We start from the raw sequence: 15,304 nt of genomic DNA on the forward strand, positions 1-15,304 counted from the left end.
CTCCTTATGGCTTTAGTAGAATTTGAACACGTCGAAAAATATTACGGAGACTACCACGCACTCCGCGACATCAATCTCCGTTTTGAAAAAGGACAAGTCGTTGTCCTACTCGGACCATCTGGTTCTGGAAAATCCACTCTTATCCGCACCATCAATGGTTTGGAGGCTGTTGACAAGGGAAGTCTTCTAGTCAATGGCCACCAAGTTGCTGGTGCCAGCCAGAAAGATTTGGTGCCTCTTCGTAAGGAAGTCGGCATGGTTTTCCAGCATTTTAACCTCTATCCGCATAAAACAGTGTTAGAAAACGTAACACTCGCACCCATAAAAGTTCTAGGAATTGATAAAAAAGAAGCTGAAAAAACAGCTCAAAAATATCTGGAATTTGTAAATATGTGGGATAAAAAAGATTCTTATCCAGCCATGCTGTCTGGTGGACAAAAGCAACGGATTGTCATTGCACGTGGACTCGCTATGCATCCTGAGCTTCTTCTCTTTGATGAACCAACATCTGCTCTTGACCCTGAAACCATCGGCGATGTTCTAGCGGTTATGCAAAAATTGGCCCACGATGGTATGAATATGATTGTCGTTACCCATGAAATGGGCTTTGCCCGTGAAGTTGCCGACCGCATCATTCTCCCTCCTTTGACCAACCAAATTGTCAACCTCATCAAGAACACCTCAACAGTCGCTATCATCTCTGGAGTGGACTTGATGTTTGTGACCAAGTCTTGGTCAGCACTTAACGGAAACTACATTCCAGCCTTTCTAGGCGCTGCCCTTCTCTACTTTTCTCTATGCTTCCCTGTTGCCCAGTTTGGTCGCAAGATGGAACAAGCTAATAAAAAAGCCTATTCACTTTAGGAGGTTACTATGGAATCCATTTTAGAAGTTTTGACCCCAGATAACCTAGTCTTTATCTTTAAAGGATTTGGCTTGACCCTCTACATTTCTCTGATTGCCATCGTCCTCTCTACCCTTATCGGTACGGTGCTAGCTGTCATGAGAAATGGCAAAAATCCTGTCTTGCGCATTATTTCCAGCATTTATATCGAATTTGTGCGCAACGTTCCCAACCTTCTCTGGATCTTTACTATCTTTTTAATTTTCAAGATGAAATCCACTCCAGCAGGAATCACTGCCTTCACACTCTTTACATCAGCGGCTTTAGCTGAGATTATCCGAGGCGGTCTCAATGCCGTAGCCAAGGGGCAGTACGAAGCAGGAATGTCACAAGGCTTCACTTCAACCCAAATCCTCTACTACATCATTCTCCCACAAGCCATTCGTAAAATGCTGCCAGCCATCATTTCTCAGTTTGTAACCGTGATTAAGGATACCAGTCTCCTCTACTCTGTTATCGCCCTACAAGAACTCTTTGGAGCCAGCCAAATTCTCATGGGCCGTTATTTCGAACCAGAGCAGGTCTTCAGTCTTTATATACTGATTGCCCTCATCTACTTCAGCTTTAACCTAGCCATTTCTAGCCTGTCTCATATGCTAGCCAAACGTTGGCAACAAGCTGCAGAATAATACTCTTCGAAAATCTCTTCAAACCACGTCAGCTTCACCTTGCCGTATGTATGGTTACTGACTTCGTNNCTCAAAACGGTGTTTTGAGCAGCCTGCGGGCTAGCTTCCTAGTTTGCTCTTTGATTTTCATTGAGTATAAACAGCCACTCTCCAGTTCAATTGGAGAGTTTTTTATAAGAACAGAGATTTACACACCTAGATTTGACACCATACATTTTCTATGATAAAATGTAACAAATTCATTTACAACAAATCGAAATCTAAATGAAATGGAATTTTCTATGAAATCAATCAAAGGACTACTCTTTATCATAGCTAGTTTTATCTTGACTCTTTTGACTTGGATGAACACTTCTCCCCAATTCATGATTCCAGGACTAGCTTTAACAAGCCTATCTCTGACTTTTATCCTAGCCACTCGTCTCCCACTACTAGAAAGCTGGTTTCACGGTTTGGAGAAGGTCTACACCGTCCACAAATTCACAGCCTTTCTCTCAATCATCCTACTAATCTTTCATAACTTTAGTATGGGCGGTTTGTGGGGCTCTCGCTTAGCTGCTCAGTTTGGTAATCTTGCCATCTATATCTTTGCCAGCATCATCCTTGTCGCCTATTTAGGCAAATACATCCAATACGAAGCTTGGCGATGGATTCACCGCCTGGTTTACCTAGCCTATATTTTAGGACTCTTTCACATCTACATGATAATGGGCAATCGTCTCCTTACATTTAATCTTCTAAGTTTTCTTGTTGGTAGCTATGCCCTTTTAGGCTTACTAGCTGGTTTTTATATCATTTTTCTATATCAAAAGATTTCCTTCCCCTATCTAGGGAAAATTACCCATCTCAAACGCTTAAATCACGATACTAGAGAAATTCAAATCCATCTTAGCAGACCTTTCAACTATCAATCAGGACAATTTGCCTTTCTAAAGATTTTCCAAGAAGGCTTTGAAAGTGCTCCGCATCCCTTTTCTATCTCAGGAGGTCATGGCCAAACTCTTTACTTTACTGTTAAAAATTCAGGCGACCATACCAATAATATCTATGATAATCTTCAAGCCGGCAGCAAAGTAACCCTAGACAGAGCTTACGGACACATGATCATAGAAGAAGGACGAGAAAATCAGGTTTGGATTGCTGGAGGTATTGGGATCACCCCCTTCATCTCTTACATCCGTGAACATCCTATTTTAGATAAACAGGTTCACTTCTACTATAGCTTCCGTGGAGATGAAAATGCAGTCTACCTAGATTTACTCCGTAACTATGCTCAGAAAAATCCTAATTTTGAACTCCATCTAATCGACAGTACGAAAGACGGCTATCTTAATTTTGAACAAAAAGAAGTGCCCGAACATGCAACCGTCTATATGTGTGGTCCCCTTTCTATGATGAAGACACTTGCCAAACAGATTAAGAAACAAAATCCAAAAGCAGAGCTTATTTACGAAGGATTCAAGTTCAAATAAGTACTCATACTCTCCTGGGATTCCCCAGGAGAGTTTTTTATAGCCAAATGAAATAAGACCAGAGCGATGAAATTTTGGAATTCAAATCAATTGATAAGAATGTTTTATAGTGGAATGAAATAGGATACGAACAAATTGATTAGGAAAATCAAATGAATTTATAGAAATATTTTAGCAGTTATATTGTCCTGTTCTAGTTTCAAAACGCTATAGAAGCAGCATTGTGCTAGTCTAGATTCAGTTTACTATACTAAAACGAGTAGCTTGAAATCAAAAAACCCACCCTCACAGGCAGGTTTTATCTGTATTATTCAGCTAGATTATGCTTTACCTTCTGAACCGAATACGTCGATACGTTCTTCAACCGATGCTTGGATAGCTTTTACACCGTCAGCCAAGAATTTACGTGGGTCGAAGAGTTTTTTCTTATCGTATTCTGCTTCGTTTGCTTCGTAGTCACGAGCAAATTTACGAGTTGCGTTAGCGAATGCGATTTGGCATTCTGTGTTAACGTTAACTTTGGCAACACCAAGTTTGATAGCTGCTTGGATTTGCTCATCAGGAATACCTGAACCACCGTGCAATACGATTGGGAATCCTGGAAGAGCTTCTGTCAATTTTTGCAAGTGGTCAAGGTCAAGACCTTCCCAGTTTGCTGGGTAAGGACCATGGATGTTACCAATACCAGCTGCCAAGAAGTCGATACCAGTTTCAACCATTGCTTTAGCGTCTTCGATTGGAGCCAATTCACCTTTACCGATGATTCCGTCTTCTTCACCACCGATAGTACCAACTTCAGCTTCTACTGAGATACCTTTAGCGTGTGCTTTTTCAACAACTTCTTTAGCCAATTTAAGGTTTTCTTCAACTGGAAGGTGTGAACCGTCAAACATGATTGAAGTGTAACCAACTTCGATACACTCAAGTGCATCTTCGTAGTGGCCGTGGTCAAGGTGGATAGCTACTGGTACAGTGATACCCATTGATTCAACAAGGTTAGCGATCAAGTTGCGAGCAACTTTGTAACCACCCATGTATTTAGCAGCACCCATTGAAGTTTGGATCAAAACTGGAGCTTTTTTAGCTTCTGCTGCGCGCAAGATAGCTTGAGTCCACTCAAGGTTGTTTGTGTTAAATCCACCAACTGCATAACCGTTGTCACGAGCTGCTTGGACAAATTTTTCTGCTGAAACGATTGCCATTTTATCAGGCCTCCTGTATATTTTTATGGGTCACCCCATTTACATTGTTCATTTTATCACTTTTTGACAAAAAAATCTAGTTTTTCCCGTAGTTTCGATTTAATTTCTTCTAGCTTCATCCATGTAAACCCTTTCTATCTCTAGTCTTGGGCGACTTTTGGAAAAGCTATGAAGAAGGTTAAACGATTCTCCTCCATCTCGAAATGATAAGCTAATTTTTCATGTTCCAATAGACTCTTGACCACAAAGAGTCCCATCCCAGGCCCTTTGGGCTTGCGACTAGCATTATCAGAAAAAGACTGGGCTAGTTTTTCTTGTTCTTCTGAGCTACAGCTATTCTCGATAAAGAGTTCCCCTTCTCTTTCTCCAATGCCAACCAAGCCACCTGGAACAGAGTGCTTGATGGCATTGCTGATGAGATTAGAAAGAATCAACTTCATAACTGATGGGTTTAGATAAGCCTGCTGATGGGTCAAACTATTGTCAATCTGGAGCTCTCTTTCCTTGGCGAGCAAGGCATAATCCTTAACCAGACTTTGTGTCATCTGGAGGAGGTCAATTTCTTCCCTATCATCTCGCAACTCCTGCACAGAAGAGAGGGAAAGTATCTGCAGAACATGGTGATTGAGTTCATCCACAATCCCCAAGGCAACTCCCAGATACTGGTCTCTATCCTTATAACGACCGATATTCTCTTTCATGTTTTCGATCAGGATTTTCAAACTAGCCAGCGGTGTTTTCAGTTCATGAGAAGCCCCTCGTAGGAATTCGACCTTCATCTTCTCCAGCTGGAGAATGGCTTCATTCTTGTCATGCAAGTCTGCAATGACAGTCAAAAGATGCTGGTAGAGGCTATTGATTTGTTCCTTGAGATCACCAATCTCATCCCTAGAATCCACGCGCAATCGCACTTGGGAATCCAGTTCCATCATTCTACGAGTCACCCGTTTGATTTCCAAGATCGGGGCAACAATGGTCCGAGCATAGATGTAGGCCACCAAGAGGGAAATTAGAAAGGATGCCAGCAAGGTATAGGGAAGAAATTGGAGACTGATTTGCTCTGCTTCCTTTTGCAAATCCATAGAAACCAGAAACTGGAGAGTCATGGTGCTACCATCTTGCGTTGTCACCTCACGCTCCTCAATAAAGAGAGAGGTGGTCTGACGGTCCGTATCCAGAGGAATGCTGTCCTTGACTTCTAACTTGTCCTCTGTCATCTCGCCCTTAACGCCCCCCTTGATATCACTAGTCTGGGAATACAGCTCTAACACTTGCTCGATGCTCTGCCTATCCTTTCCTTCTAGGGACTTGGCAATAGCTGTCGCTTTCTGGCCAATGGTTTCCTGACGATGACTCAGATAAGTCGAGGGAAATAGAAAATAAATAGCTAAATGAAGGCAGATAACCAGAACACTAAATATCGAGAAGGTATAGATAAATATCTTTGTAAATAAACCTGTTCGTCTCATTTTCGCTCCAATTTATAACCAACATTGCGCACAGTGAGGATGCAGTCCAGGTCTAGTTTTTTCCGCAATTCCTTGATATAAACATCAATGACACGGTCAAAGGGAACCTCATCTGTCGCTTTCCAGACGGCATCGATTATCTGAGACCGAGTCAAGGCCCGGCCTTCATTTTTCACCAGATAGTCCAGAATTTCCAACTCTTTGGCATTGATAAGCACTTCTTGACCTGCTAGACTGGCACTGTAGCTCTCAAAATCCACCCTGGCATCTTTATAAGAGAAGATTCGTCCTGTATCGTAGTATCTCTTGAAAATTGCATCCACCCTCACTTTTAAGAGGGAGAGGGAGAAGGGCTTTTCCAGATAGCCATCTGCCAGAGAAGCAAAGGCACTCATCTTGTATTCCTCATCCTGAAAGGCGGTCAGCATCAAGACAGGAACCTGACTGGTTTTACGAATCTCAGCTAGGACTTCTAGACCATTGAGCTTGGGCATCTGGATATCTAGTAAAATCAAGGCTACTTCATAGCTGGAAAATTTTTCTAAGGCTTCTTGCCCATCTGCAGCCTCAAGGGTTTCATAGCCACAATCCGTCAAATAATCACTGACCCCCTCACGGATCATCTCTTCATCTTCTACAATTAAAATTTTCATACTTTAACTGCTCTCTATTTTTTATTTTTCTTATACTCAATAAAAATCAAAAAGCAAACTAGGAAGCTAGCCGCAGGTTGCTCAAAGCACTGCTTTGAGGTTGTAGATGAAACTGACGAAGTCAGCTCAAAACATGGTTTTGAGGTTGTAGATGAAACTGACGAAGTCAGTAACCATACATACGGTAAGGCGACGCTGACGTGGTTTGAAGAGATTTTCGAAGAGTATAAATACCTACTCTATTTTCTATTATAATCTCTTACTGGCCTTTTGTCTGTAAGCAACTGACCACTCGATAAAACAAAGAGAGCCTATCGCTCTCTCTGCTTGCATTTCACTCTCTATAGAATGAAAATTATTTAGCTGCTTTTGAAAATGTTACAACGTAGTTATAATCTTTCCCATTAGCTTGATAGACATAGTCCTCTTTTAAAGTATAGCCACGTTTGCCCAACTCTTCTTTCTTAGCATCAACTTGGTTCTTGACTGCCACTTTTACTTCATCATCTGTTGAACCTTCCGCGATTTCAAGAGGAGTTCCATTGATATCTCCTAGAAAACCTGCAATATCTTTCATTTTATCAAAGTTATAAAAAACATTGACTTTGACCTTTTGAGGAGCTGATGTTACAACTTCTTCAGCTTCTACTGTTGTTCCTGCGTCTTTTGGAGCTAGTGTTTCTTCTGTTCCTACTTCTACAGATGGTTGTGTGTCTGTTGACTCACTTTCAGAGGTAACTGATGCTTCTTTTGACTCTGACGATTCTTCTGATGTGGCATTTGTTGTTCCATCTTGTGTCTCAGAATTATTTTCTTGTGAATTTACTAAGTTAGAATCAGACGAAGTCGCTTCTCCAGTTTCTTCTGTGGTGGTCAATACTTTTTCTGAGTCTGATGATGGAGCTACAGATGTTTTTCCTGTTTCTGCCATATCCGTAGCTGATGTGTTTTCAGCTGGTTCTACTTGGCTTTTCTCTGTGCTTTCCGTAGATTCTACAGTCTTTGCTTCCTCTGTTGCTCCGTTACCGTGCGATGTTACATCTCTTGTTTCTGAAGACGCTTCCTGTGAATTAACATCTTTACTGTTTGTCTCTTCTATCAGATGTGTTTTCGACAATATCAGCTTTTGTTTTAAATGAGGAAAGTTGAGATTCTGTCACCTCTGCTTCTTGAATTGCTGGCCCATACTGTCCAACTAAAGCCTCCGAGTCGACCTTATCTCCTAAAATTTGTGCAACAGTAATCCAGTGATGTTCATGACGAGGGTTATTAAATGCACCAAGACCTGTATAAGTATATAGAGGATTTATCAATGATTTATAATGACCAGTTTGACCTGCAACTGTCTCACCCTTTGATTTTTTAATATAATCGGCTTTTTCTGAGTACCATTGCTTAATCGCCTCTGCAAATCCTTTATAATTCCACGCCAAGTTTTCTCCAAATGTTCTAGTACCAGTCGGAAAAGCTGTCCAAATATTTTTGTCAGAGAGACGAGCATGGGCATTCGTAATAGAAGACTCAGCAGCTCTCATAAGAGCCGTTTTTTCCAGTTGTGTTGACCACTTAATCGGAACATACTTATCTACTAATTTCTCCTCAAAAGCCTCTTTACGAATCTTATTAAGAGAATCTAAGATAGCTTGTTGATCTGGTGTTAAAAATTCTCCTTTGATTCCCACCAAAACATTGCCAGCAGATGCTTGACTCACTTCCGATTTAAATACAGTCTGCACCTCCTTTTGTGGTACAGCCGGTGCTTCCCCTTTCGGTGTTACTGGATCTTCCGTGGTTGGTCTTGTAGCTACCGGTGCTTCTGATTTTGGTGCTGGAGACGCTGGTGCTTCTGCTTTTGGCGCTGGCGCTGCTGGTGCTTCTGCTCTTGGTTCTGATACCATTGGCTCTTCTGCTTTTGGCGCTGGGGTCGCTGGTGCTTCTGATTTTGGTTCTGATACCATTGGCTCTTCTGCTTTTGGCGCTGGTGACTCTGGTGCTTCTGCTTTTGGTTCTGATACCGTTGGCTCTTCTACTTCTGGTGCCAGTGTTGCTGGTTCTTCCGCTTTTGGCGCCGGTGACTCTGGTTCTTCCACTTTTGGTGCTGGGGTCGCTGGTGCTTCCGATTTTGGTTCTGATACCATTGGCTCTTCCACTTTCGGTGCTGGCGCTTCAGAACTTGGATTTGAAACTACAGGTTGATTTGTTGTCCCTATATTTGAAAGGGCCTTGTCTACTACTGGACTTGATTCAGTTGAGTTCCCTGATTCAATTGTAGTATCTGCAGATGGAGCATGTAAAGTTTCTGATCTTGTTTCGGCTTTTGGCGCAACTGAGACTGAGGTTTCTGATTTCGATGCCGGCAATACTGACTCTTCAGCTTTCTCTGCTGACGCCGCTGGGATTTCCACAGCTACTGGTGTCGTTTGTTTAACAGTAGTCCTTTGTTCACCAGTTACAGTATCTGTTTTTGTTTCAACTTCATAACTTTGACGACTACCAGAATTATCAATCGACACTCGCTGTCTTTTTACTTCTGTATTTCCATCTTTTAGAAAAGCCTCTTCGCTAAAATACAATTTATTATTAGCAAAAATCAAATCTCTATTTGCAATACGATTTATCTCAACCAAACTATCAACAGATAGCCCTGTTGCCCCACTAATAGCACTCAATGTATCTCCCCACTTAATTGTGTAGTGTGATAAATTGTCTATATTTAGAATATCAGCTTTCACTTCCTCAACTGTTCTGGCTACCCAAACACCATCTTGTTCACTGGCTGATACAGTTGGAGCTAAAAAGCCTAGCCCCAGTAGAATCACACCTGTCGCAACAATTGCACCCGTTCTTAATTTTCTAAAACCACGGAGGGATAAGCTTCCTCTAACATTTGTTTGTCTCATAATATTTATTTTTCCTCACTATTCTATATTTTCCAAGGTAGACCCTGCCTAGGTCTACTAGCCTATGTTTGCGATATGGATAGGCTTCTACAGATTTATCTATAGATTTTTATGCACAATTCCATATATAAGTTGCGAAACCCCTTTCTAATAAATTCCATAACTTTAGTATATCATATTTAACACTAAAGTACAAAGAAAGCAACTGAAAGCAATGATTTTCACCACTGCTTTCTGCTTCATGTATCATTTTAAAACTTTCAGTTGCTAGCCTCATTTTTCAGTCTAGCATCAGTATTATTCACCATCCAGCAAAAGCTCTTTTGGTTGTTTTCTAAGGAGATTGCTTGAAGCAAGCGTCATAACGGCCACCACTAGAACCAAGGCAAGGACAAAGACGATGATAAAATCTGATGTCTGAATAGAAATGTCTAGGCTCGATAAGGTCTTGCTAAATCCATCTACTTCTGCACCACCACCAAGGTTAGAGGCTTGAGCCGCCTTGCTGGCTTGCTTGGCAACACCTGAAGTCACATTGGCAAGGACAGTATTTCCGATGGCACGAGCTGTGTAGCTGGCTAGGAAGTAAGCAGAAACAAGAGCAGGAATTGCAATCAAGATGGATTCGGTGATGAATTGCCCCAAGATACTTGCCTGCTTAAGACCGATAGAGAGGAGAATGCCCACTTCCTTACGACGGGCGTTGATCCAAAGACTAAGCAAGAGTGCAAGGAGAAGGACTGAGAAGCTCAAGCTACCCCAGAAGAGGAGGTTGGCCATCTTGTACATACCAGAAATGGATTGCTCTAGAGCTGGGTAGTTAGAGGAACTCTTAACGAGTGTGTAGCTCTTCCAGTTGATACCACTGATGCCATTCAACTCTTTCATAACATCATCCAAGTTCTTGTCTGCTGTTACAAAGAAGGTTGCGTCCCCATAAATGGCTGTGTCTTCTGTGTATCCATAAAGTTTTGCAGCAGTGTGAATGTCTGTAATAGCTGTGTTTTCGTAAAGTTCTTGTGAGTAGGTTACTGCTGACTTATTATGACCATCAAAGAGTCCCTTGATTGTCACTTCAACTGTTTCCTTGGCTCCTTTTTCATTATCTGCATCGTAGATATTAGAGTCCAGTTTAACCTTGTCCCCTACTTTCCAGCCGTGTTTGGCTGCCAAGTCCTTGTGCAAGAGGATTTTATCCTTGTCGTCGTTGGTTAAGTGCTCTCCTTCGACTAGTTTATAAGAACCAGAGACAAACTTGTCTTCTTTAGAGGAGTCATTGACACCTGTAATCATCAAGCTACTTCCAAAACGTTTGGCACGATCAGCAGTGAGATTCTTCTTGGTTTCTGGCGTTTCAATGAGGTCATATCCAGTCAAATCTCCGATAGCGTTGATACGTTTGACATAAGACTCGATGGCCTTGTTTTCGGTGATTTTTTTGATGTCTTCACCCTTAATATTCCCAGCACCACGAGGCGTTCCTTGGTTGACGCGACGATTGATTTGCATGGAGAAGCTATTGGTGATATTTTTAAAGGTCTCCTGAGAAGCCTTGGCAGTAGCTCCCTTGATTGACAAGCCGACCAAACTCAAGCTCGCCATGAGGAGAATAATCAGGAAGATGACAATCGATTTGAAAAACTTCCTTGTAACATAGGCAAATGCGTTGTGTAACATAGATTCCCTTTCTAGATTTTATTCTATTTTATAGTTTGAACAGAAAAAGTTCGTATTATTTCGTAGTATTTCGAGTTTCAGTCAGTTTCTTATCTTTCAACTCAAGTGTAATATCTGATGCTTGTGCCACTTCTTTGCTGTGGGTTACGACGATGACACATTTACCTGTTTTCTGGGCAAGTGATTTGAGCAGTTCGACAATATCTCCAGCAGTTTTAGGATCCAGATTTCCTGTTGGCTCATCAGCTAGAATAACTGGAGCTTCTGAGACCAAACTGCGAGCAATGGCAACACGTTGCTGTTGACCACCTGATAACTGGAGAACATTCCGCTTGATCTGATTTTCATCTAAACCAAGCTCAAGCAGTGTATCCTTGCTTGCCTTTTTGTTGACCAAGCGGATATTTTCCAGTGGAGAAAGATAATCTATCAAGTTATAATTTTGAAATACCAGGGAAATATGGTGCATACGATGGTAGGAATACCCCTTCTTACGAATATCCTCTCCTTGGAAAAGAATCGAACCTTCAACAGGACTATCTAAACCAGCAAGTAGGGACAAGAGAGTGGATTTCCCCGCTCCTGACTCCCCAATAATACTGTAAAATTTCCCAGGTTCAAAATGATAATTGATCTGATATAGGACTGCCTCAGCAGTGTTCTTATAACGGTAGTTAAGGTCTTGTAATTGTAATAAAGTCATGATTTCTCCTTCTTATACTCAATGAAAATCAAAGAGCAAACTAGGAAGCTAGCTGTAGGTTGCTCAAAGCACAACTTTGAGGTTGCAGATACAGCTAACGCGGTTTGAAGAGATTTTCAAAGAGTATTAACTAATAGATGATAAAATTTCTTTCGGCGCTTTTCTAAATAAGAATAGGAAACAAAGGGCTACAGATAAGCAACTAAGCAGAACTAGAAAAACATAGGATGCTGCAAAAGATAGGATGCTGGTTGATAAACTGCTTGCTTTGGCTAGCGTGTCTTGTAAGCTTGCCTGCTCTCCACTTGCTAGTAGAGTTTGGAGTAGGTAGGATGTGATGGCGTTGCCTGCAGCAAATGCTGGAAGCAAGGCACCAAGAGATACCAAAACTACCTCTAAACAGAACTGTAGGAAGATCGAGCTCTTGCCTTTTCCAAGTGCTAGTAAAATCCCCACTTCGTAGACCCTTTCTCTCAACCAGAGAGACAAGACCAAAATCAAGGCCCCTACTCCTGCTATCAACATCCCATAAAGGAAGATGGTCAGGAAGGTTTGAAAGGTTTCCACTGAGTCTTTGATTTGTTCAAAAGCCTTGTTTTCCTTTTCGACTTGGTAGCCTTGATTTTCCAAGGCCAAGTTTTCTACCTGCTTCATGAGTCCGTCCATTTTCTTAGGATTTTCTACATAGAAGCGTGCTGCACTGACTTGAGCTTCACTATTGCCCAAAAGGGTTTGGCTACTTTCATAATCTGTAAAGACTTGATTTTCACTGAAGTCAGAAGACAAGCCTGTGAATTTCTCTTGTTTTTTACCAGAAAAGATGCCGATAATCTCAAACTCTACTGTTTGTCCTTTTCCAGATTCAGACTGACCAGCATCCAAGCCAATCTTGTCATGAAGCGAAAGACCGTTCTTCTTAGCCAACTCTTCGTGGATCAGGATTTTCTTGGAATCCCCTTTTTGAAGGTGTCGCCCTTCTTTTAGGTTGAAGGCCGAACTGGTAAAGGTCACATCCTTGGATGAATCCTCAAGAGCCGTTAAGCTGACCAAGTTTTTGTCTGCAGCTGACAAATCATCACGCTCCACGCTCTGCTCGCCACTCACTGCTTCCTTGTCTTTTAGTTTTGCGACCGTCTCGAGTTCAGGAGAGACATGTTCCAGTCCCTTAATCTGGCTCACGGATGATAAGTCCGACAACTTGAAAGTCTGACCATTTTCTATCTTCTTAATAGAAAAAGATGTATTGAGTGATTTGTAAAGATTGGTTTCAACTGTTTTGTTGGACTTCATCAGCGTCAAACAGGCTGAAATTCCAGCCAATAGGACCAATAAAATCAGAAATAAAATAAAACTTCTCAGTCGTTTTCTGCTGACATAAGCCCAAGATCTTTGGATTGGATTCATTTGTCACCTCCATATTTGTAAGACTATTATAAAACCCAAATATGAAATGTTTATGAAATACGAAAAAAATATCGAGTAGGGGATAATCTCTAGCCCCTCTCACACCACCGTACGTGCCGTTCGGCATACGGCGGTTCAACTAACTTTTAAAGCATGTCGTTCAAGGTCATAATCCAAACACAAAATCAGTCCACGTTTTTCTTAGGCTAAAAGAGTCCANNNCCAGATGCCCGTCTTTCAATAGAAATCACGACTTTCTGATGAATTTATTTTGGGAGTGATAGAAAAGCCCTTCATAAGCCAGTCTACTTGTTCAGGCGTGAGAGCTTTGATATCCTTTTCTGTACTGGGCCAAGTCAGTCTGCCGCTCTCAAAGCGTTTATATAGTAGCCAAAATCCTTGACCATCCCAGTAAAGGGATTTAAAGCGGTCTTTACGTCCACCACAAAAGAGAAAGACTTGACCTGAAAAGGGATTTAATTCAAAGTGGGTTTTAATGAGATAAGCCAGTGAATCAATGCCTTGCCTCATATCCGTTTTCCCACACACGAGATAGACCTGCCCTAGGCTAGATAGATGAATTGTCATAGAGCAACACCTTATCCAAAAGCTCTTCTATCATTTCGAGATTGTGGAATCTCTACAGGAACAATAGGTTGTGGCATTAAAATATCTTCCAATAGTTTTACTTTACGAATAGTATACAGGAGGAACTCCATGAATGATAGATACCTTGTTATGACGCGCTTACCGTGCTATTATAAATTCAATCCACTATATCATTTGATTCACTAGTAAAAAAAGGATAACATCTCCTCTCGGAGATGCTATCCTTTTGGGGGCGACTAGAACATAGTGTTCCAATCTATTTTCGTTAAATTTACAGAATGTTTATCCTATGAATTATTTTATCAAAGTAATTTCTTACTCTTCTTCCTTGCGCTTTTTCGCGATAAGGAGTCCCCCTGTTGCTGCTGCAAGAAGTGCTAGAGCAAGTGAAGCGCTAGATTGTTCTGTACCAGTATTTGGCAATTCTTTCGCTCCTGCTTTCTCAGCTGGTGCTTGAGCAGGTGAATCTTGGTTGGTAGCTGGATTAACTGCTACTGAACTATCTGATTTCTTGACTGTCTTATCTGCTGGAATAACAGATGTAGTACCATCTTCAAAGGTTACAACTACTGATCCGTCTTTGTTTACCTTAATATCTTTCGCAGTTGGGTTAGATTTCTTAACTTCTTCGGCTACCTTAGCTTTTTCTGCGTCAGTCAAGTTGCTTGGATCTTTAACTGGTGTTGCTGACGGGTCCTTAACACTATCTGCATCTTTAGCTTTCTCAACTGCTTTAGCTGCTGGAATTACTGCTGTTGAGCCATCTGGGAAGGTTACAGTTATTGTTCCATCTTTACCTACTTTAACATCTGTTGCAGTTGGGTTAGATTTCTTAACTTCTTCGGCTACCTTAGCTCTTTCTGCATCAGTCAAGTTGCTTGGATCTTTAACTGATGTTACTGATAGATCTTTAACACTATCTGAATCCTTAGTTGATGGACCTACTGGTTTAGATTCTGGTTTCGAGTTTGGATCTTTCGGATTTGTTCCCTTATCTACTTCTTCTTTATCTGTGAAGCCATCGCCATCTGTATCAGCTTTAGTAGGGTCTGTTCCTTTTTCTACTTCTTCCTTATCAGTCAAGCCATCGCTGTCTGTATCCTTAGTTGATGGGTCTACTGGTTTAGCTGGGGCTGTGGTATCTTTAGCTGGTGTTGCTTCTTTTGGTTCACTTGCTTCTGATACGTTTCCGGCTGGATCTGTTGCTTTAGCTGTTACGCCACCTGCTGGAATTTCTTTCGTTGGTGTAATGGTTGCTTTACCTTCGTCGTTAGCTACGCCTTCACCAATCTTGTTGCCGTCTTTGTCGAACAACTCAACCTTAGATCCTGGTTCTGCTGTTACTTCAACTGGATCTTTAGTGCCGGCTTTACCTGTCAAGTCTGTCTTAACTTCTGGTTTAGCTGGCGCTGTGGTATCTTTAGCTGGTGTTGCTTCTTTTGGTTCACTTGCTTCTGATACGTTTCCGGCTGGATCTGTTGCTTTAGCTGTTACGCCACCTGCTGGAAGTTCTTTCGTTGGTGTAATGGTTGCTTTGCCTTCGTCGTTAGCTGTACCTTCACCAATCTTGTTGCCATCTTTGTCGAACAACTCAACCTTAGATCCTGGTTCTGCTGTTACTTCAACTGGATCTTTAGTGCCGGCTTTGCCTGTTAAATCTGTTTCTACAACTGGTTTAGCTG

At 41.6% G+C, this 15,304-nt stretch carries 12 protein-coding genes and 1 pseudogene; 3 read left to right on the top strand and 10 right to left on the bottom strand.

The window, feature by feature from the left end; genetic code table 11:
• Positions 1 to 6: 6 nt before the first annotated feature.
• The 3 genes and pseudogenes from HT709_RS05850 to HT709_RS05860 form a co-directional block, all read left to right on the top strand.
• Positions 7 to 636, top strand: a pseudogene (locus HT709_RS05850) (amino acid ABC transporter ATP-binding protein); the annotation flags it as partial.
• A gap of 237 nt (positions 637 to 873) precedes the next feature.
• A complete protein-coding gene (locus HT709_RS05855) occupies positions 874 to 1,533 on the top strand; it encodes an amino acid ABC transporter permease (RefSeq protein ID WP_000443887.1) in 660 nt (219 codons plus the stop codon).
• 281 nt (positions 1,534 to 1,814) lie between these two features.
• The gene (locus HT709_RS05860) at positions 1,815 to 3,005 is read left to right on the top strand and encodes a ferric reductase-like transmembrane domain-containing protein (protein WP_000835817.1); all 1,191 of its coding nucleotides are present in this window, start codon (positions 1,815 to 1,817) and stop codon (positions 3,003 to 3,005) included.
• Positions 3,006 to 3,325: 320 nt separating this feature from the next.
• Here the strand turns inward: HT709_RS05860 and HT709_RS05865 are convergent, their stop codons facing one another.
• The 10 genes from HT709_RS05865 to HT709_RS05910 all read right to left on the bottom strand — a co-directional run.
• Positions 3,326 to 4,207 carry a class II fructose-bisphosphate aldolase gene (locus HT709_RS05865; RefSeq protein ID WP_001019001.1) on the bottom strand — a complete coding sequence of 294 codons (882 nt, stop codon included), beginning with the start codon at positions 4,205 to 4,207 and terminating at the stop codon, positions 3,326 to 3,328.
• 140 nt (positions 4,208 to 4,347) lie between these two features.
• Positions 4,348 to 5,676: a sensor histidine kinase VncS gene (gene vncS, locus HT709_RS05870; protein WP_001254965.1), complete on the bottom strand. Its 1,329-nt coding sequence runs from the start codon at positions 5,674 to 5,676 to the stop codon at positions 4,348 to 4,350.
• Entirely contained in the window at positions 5,673 to 6,329 is a 657-nt protein-coding gene (gene vncR, locus HT709_RS05875; RefSeq protein ID WP_000697964.1) for a response regulator transcription factor VncR, read from the bottom strand. Before vncR ends, vncS begins: the two co-directional genes overlap by 4 nt.
• 355 nt (positions 6,330 to 6,684) lie before the next feature.
• Positions 6,685 to 7,446 (bottom strand): hypothetical protein, encoded by a 762-nt coding sequence (locus HT709_RS05880; protein WP_014017210.1) that lies wholly within the window; start codon positions 7,444 to 7,446, stop codon positions 6,685 to 6,687.
• Positions 7,409 to 9,229, bottom strand: coding sequence for a CAP domain-containing protein (locus HT709_RS05885; protein WP_172925593.1), 1,821 nt, complete (start codon positions 9,227 to 9,229; stop codon positions 7,409 to 7,411). Before HT709_RS05885 ends, HT709_RS05880 begins: the two co-directional genes overlap by 38 nt.
• 297 nt (positions 9,230 to 9,526) lie before the next feature.
• Positions 9,527 to 10,906 carry an ABC transporter permease subunit Vex3 gene (gene vex3, locus HT709_RS05890; protein ID WP_000902986.1) on the bottom strand — a complete coding sequence of 460 codons (1,380 nt, stop codon included), beginning with the start codon at positions 10,904 to 10,906 and terminating at the stop codon, positions 9,527 to 9,529.
• A gap of 55 nt (positions 10,907 to 10,961) precedes the next feature.
• Positions 10,962 to 11,609, bottom strand: a complete 648-nt coding sequence (vex2, locus tag HT709_RS05895) for an ABC transporter ATP-binding subunit Vex2 (RefSeq protein ID WP_000173719.1) — start codon at positions 11,607 to 11,609, stop codon at positions 10,962 to 10,964.
• Between the two features lie 126 nt (positions 11,610 to 11,735).
• Entirely contained in the window at positions 11,736 to 13,013 is a 1,278-nt protein-coding gene (locus HT709_RS05900; protein ID WP_119919461.1) for an ABC transporter permease, read from the bottom strand.
• A 237-nt stretch (positions 13,014 to 13,250) separates the two neighbouring features.
• The gene (tnpB, locus tag HT709_RS05905) at positions 13,251 to 13,601 is read right to left on the bottom strand and encodes an IS66 family insertion sequence element accessory protein TnpB (protein ID WP_023937629.1); all 351 of its coding nucleotides are present in this window, start codon (positions 13,599 to 13,601) and stop codon (positions 13,251 to 13,253) included.
• A gap of 336 nt (positions 13,602 to 13,937) precedes the next feature.
• Positions 13,938 to 15,304 (bottom strand): Ig-like domain-containing protein (locus HT709_RS05910; protein WP_172925594.1); only part of this gene is annotated, 1,367 nt, incomplete at its 5' end.

The organism is Streptococcus sp. 1343, assembly GCF_013277355.1.
GTDB lineage: Bacteria > Bacillota > Bacilli > Lactobacillales > Streptococcaceae > Streptococcus > Streptococcus pseudopneumoniae.

Coding starts and splice junctions, on each gene's coding strand:
- HT709_RS05855 (WP_000443887.1), top strand. CDS start 874: ATGGAATCCATTTTAGAAGTTTTGACCCCAGATAACCTAGTCTTTATC.
- HT709_RS05860 (WP_000835817.1), top strand. CDS start 1,815: ATGAAATCAATCAAAGGACTACTCTTTATCATAGCTAGTTTTATCTTG.
- HT709_RS05865 (WP_001019001.1), bottom strand. CDS start 4,207: ATGGCAATCGTTTCAGCAGAAAAATTTGTCCAAGCAGCTCGTGACAAC.
- vncS (WP_001254965.1), bottom strand. CDS start 5,676: ATGAGACGAACAGGTTTATTTACAAAGATATTTATCTATACCTTCTCG.
- vncR (WP_000697964.1), bottom strand. CDS start 6,329: ATGAAAATTTTAATTGTAGAAGATGAAGAGATGATCCGTGAGGGGGTC.
- HT709_RS05885 (WP_172925593.1), bottom strand. CDS start 9,229: ATGAGACAAACAAATGTTAGAGGAAGCTTATCCCTCCGTGGTTTTAGA.
- vex3 (WP_000902986.1), bottom strand. CDS start 10,906: ATGTTACACAACGCATTTGCCTATGTTACAAGGAAGTTTTTCAAATCG.
- vex2 (WP_000173719.1), bottom strand. CDS start 11,609: ATGACTTTATTACAATTACAAGACCTTAACTACCGTTATAAGAACACT.
- HT709_RS05900 (WP_119919461.1), bottom strand. CDS start 13,013: ATGAATCCAATCCAAAGATCTTGGGCTTATGTCAGCAGAAAACGACTG.
- tnpB (WP_023937629.1), bottom strand. CDS start 13,601: ATGACAATTCATCTATCTAGCCTAGGGCAGGTCTATCTCGTGTGTGGG.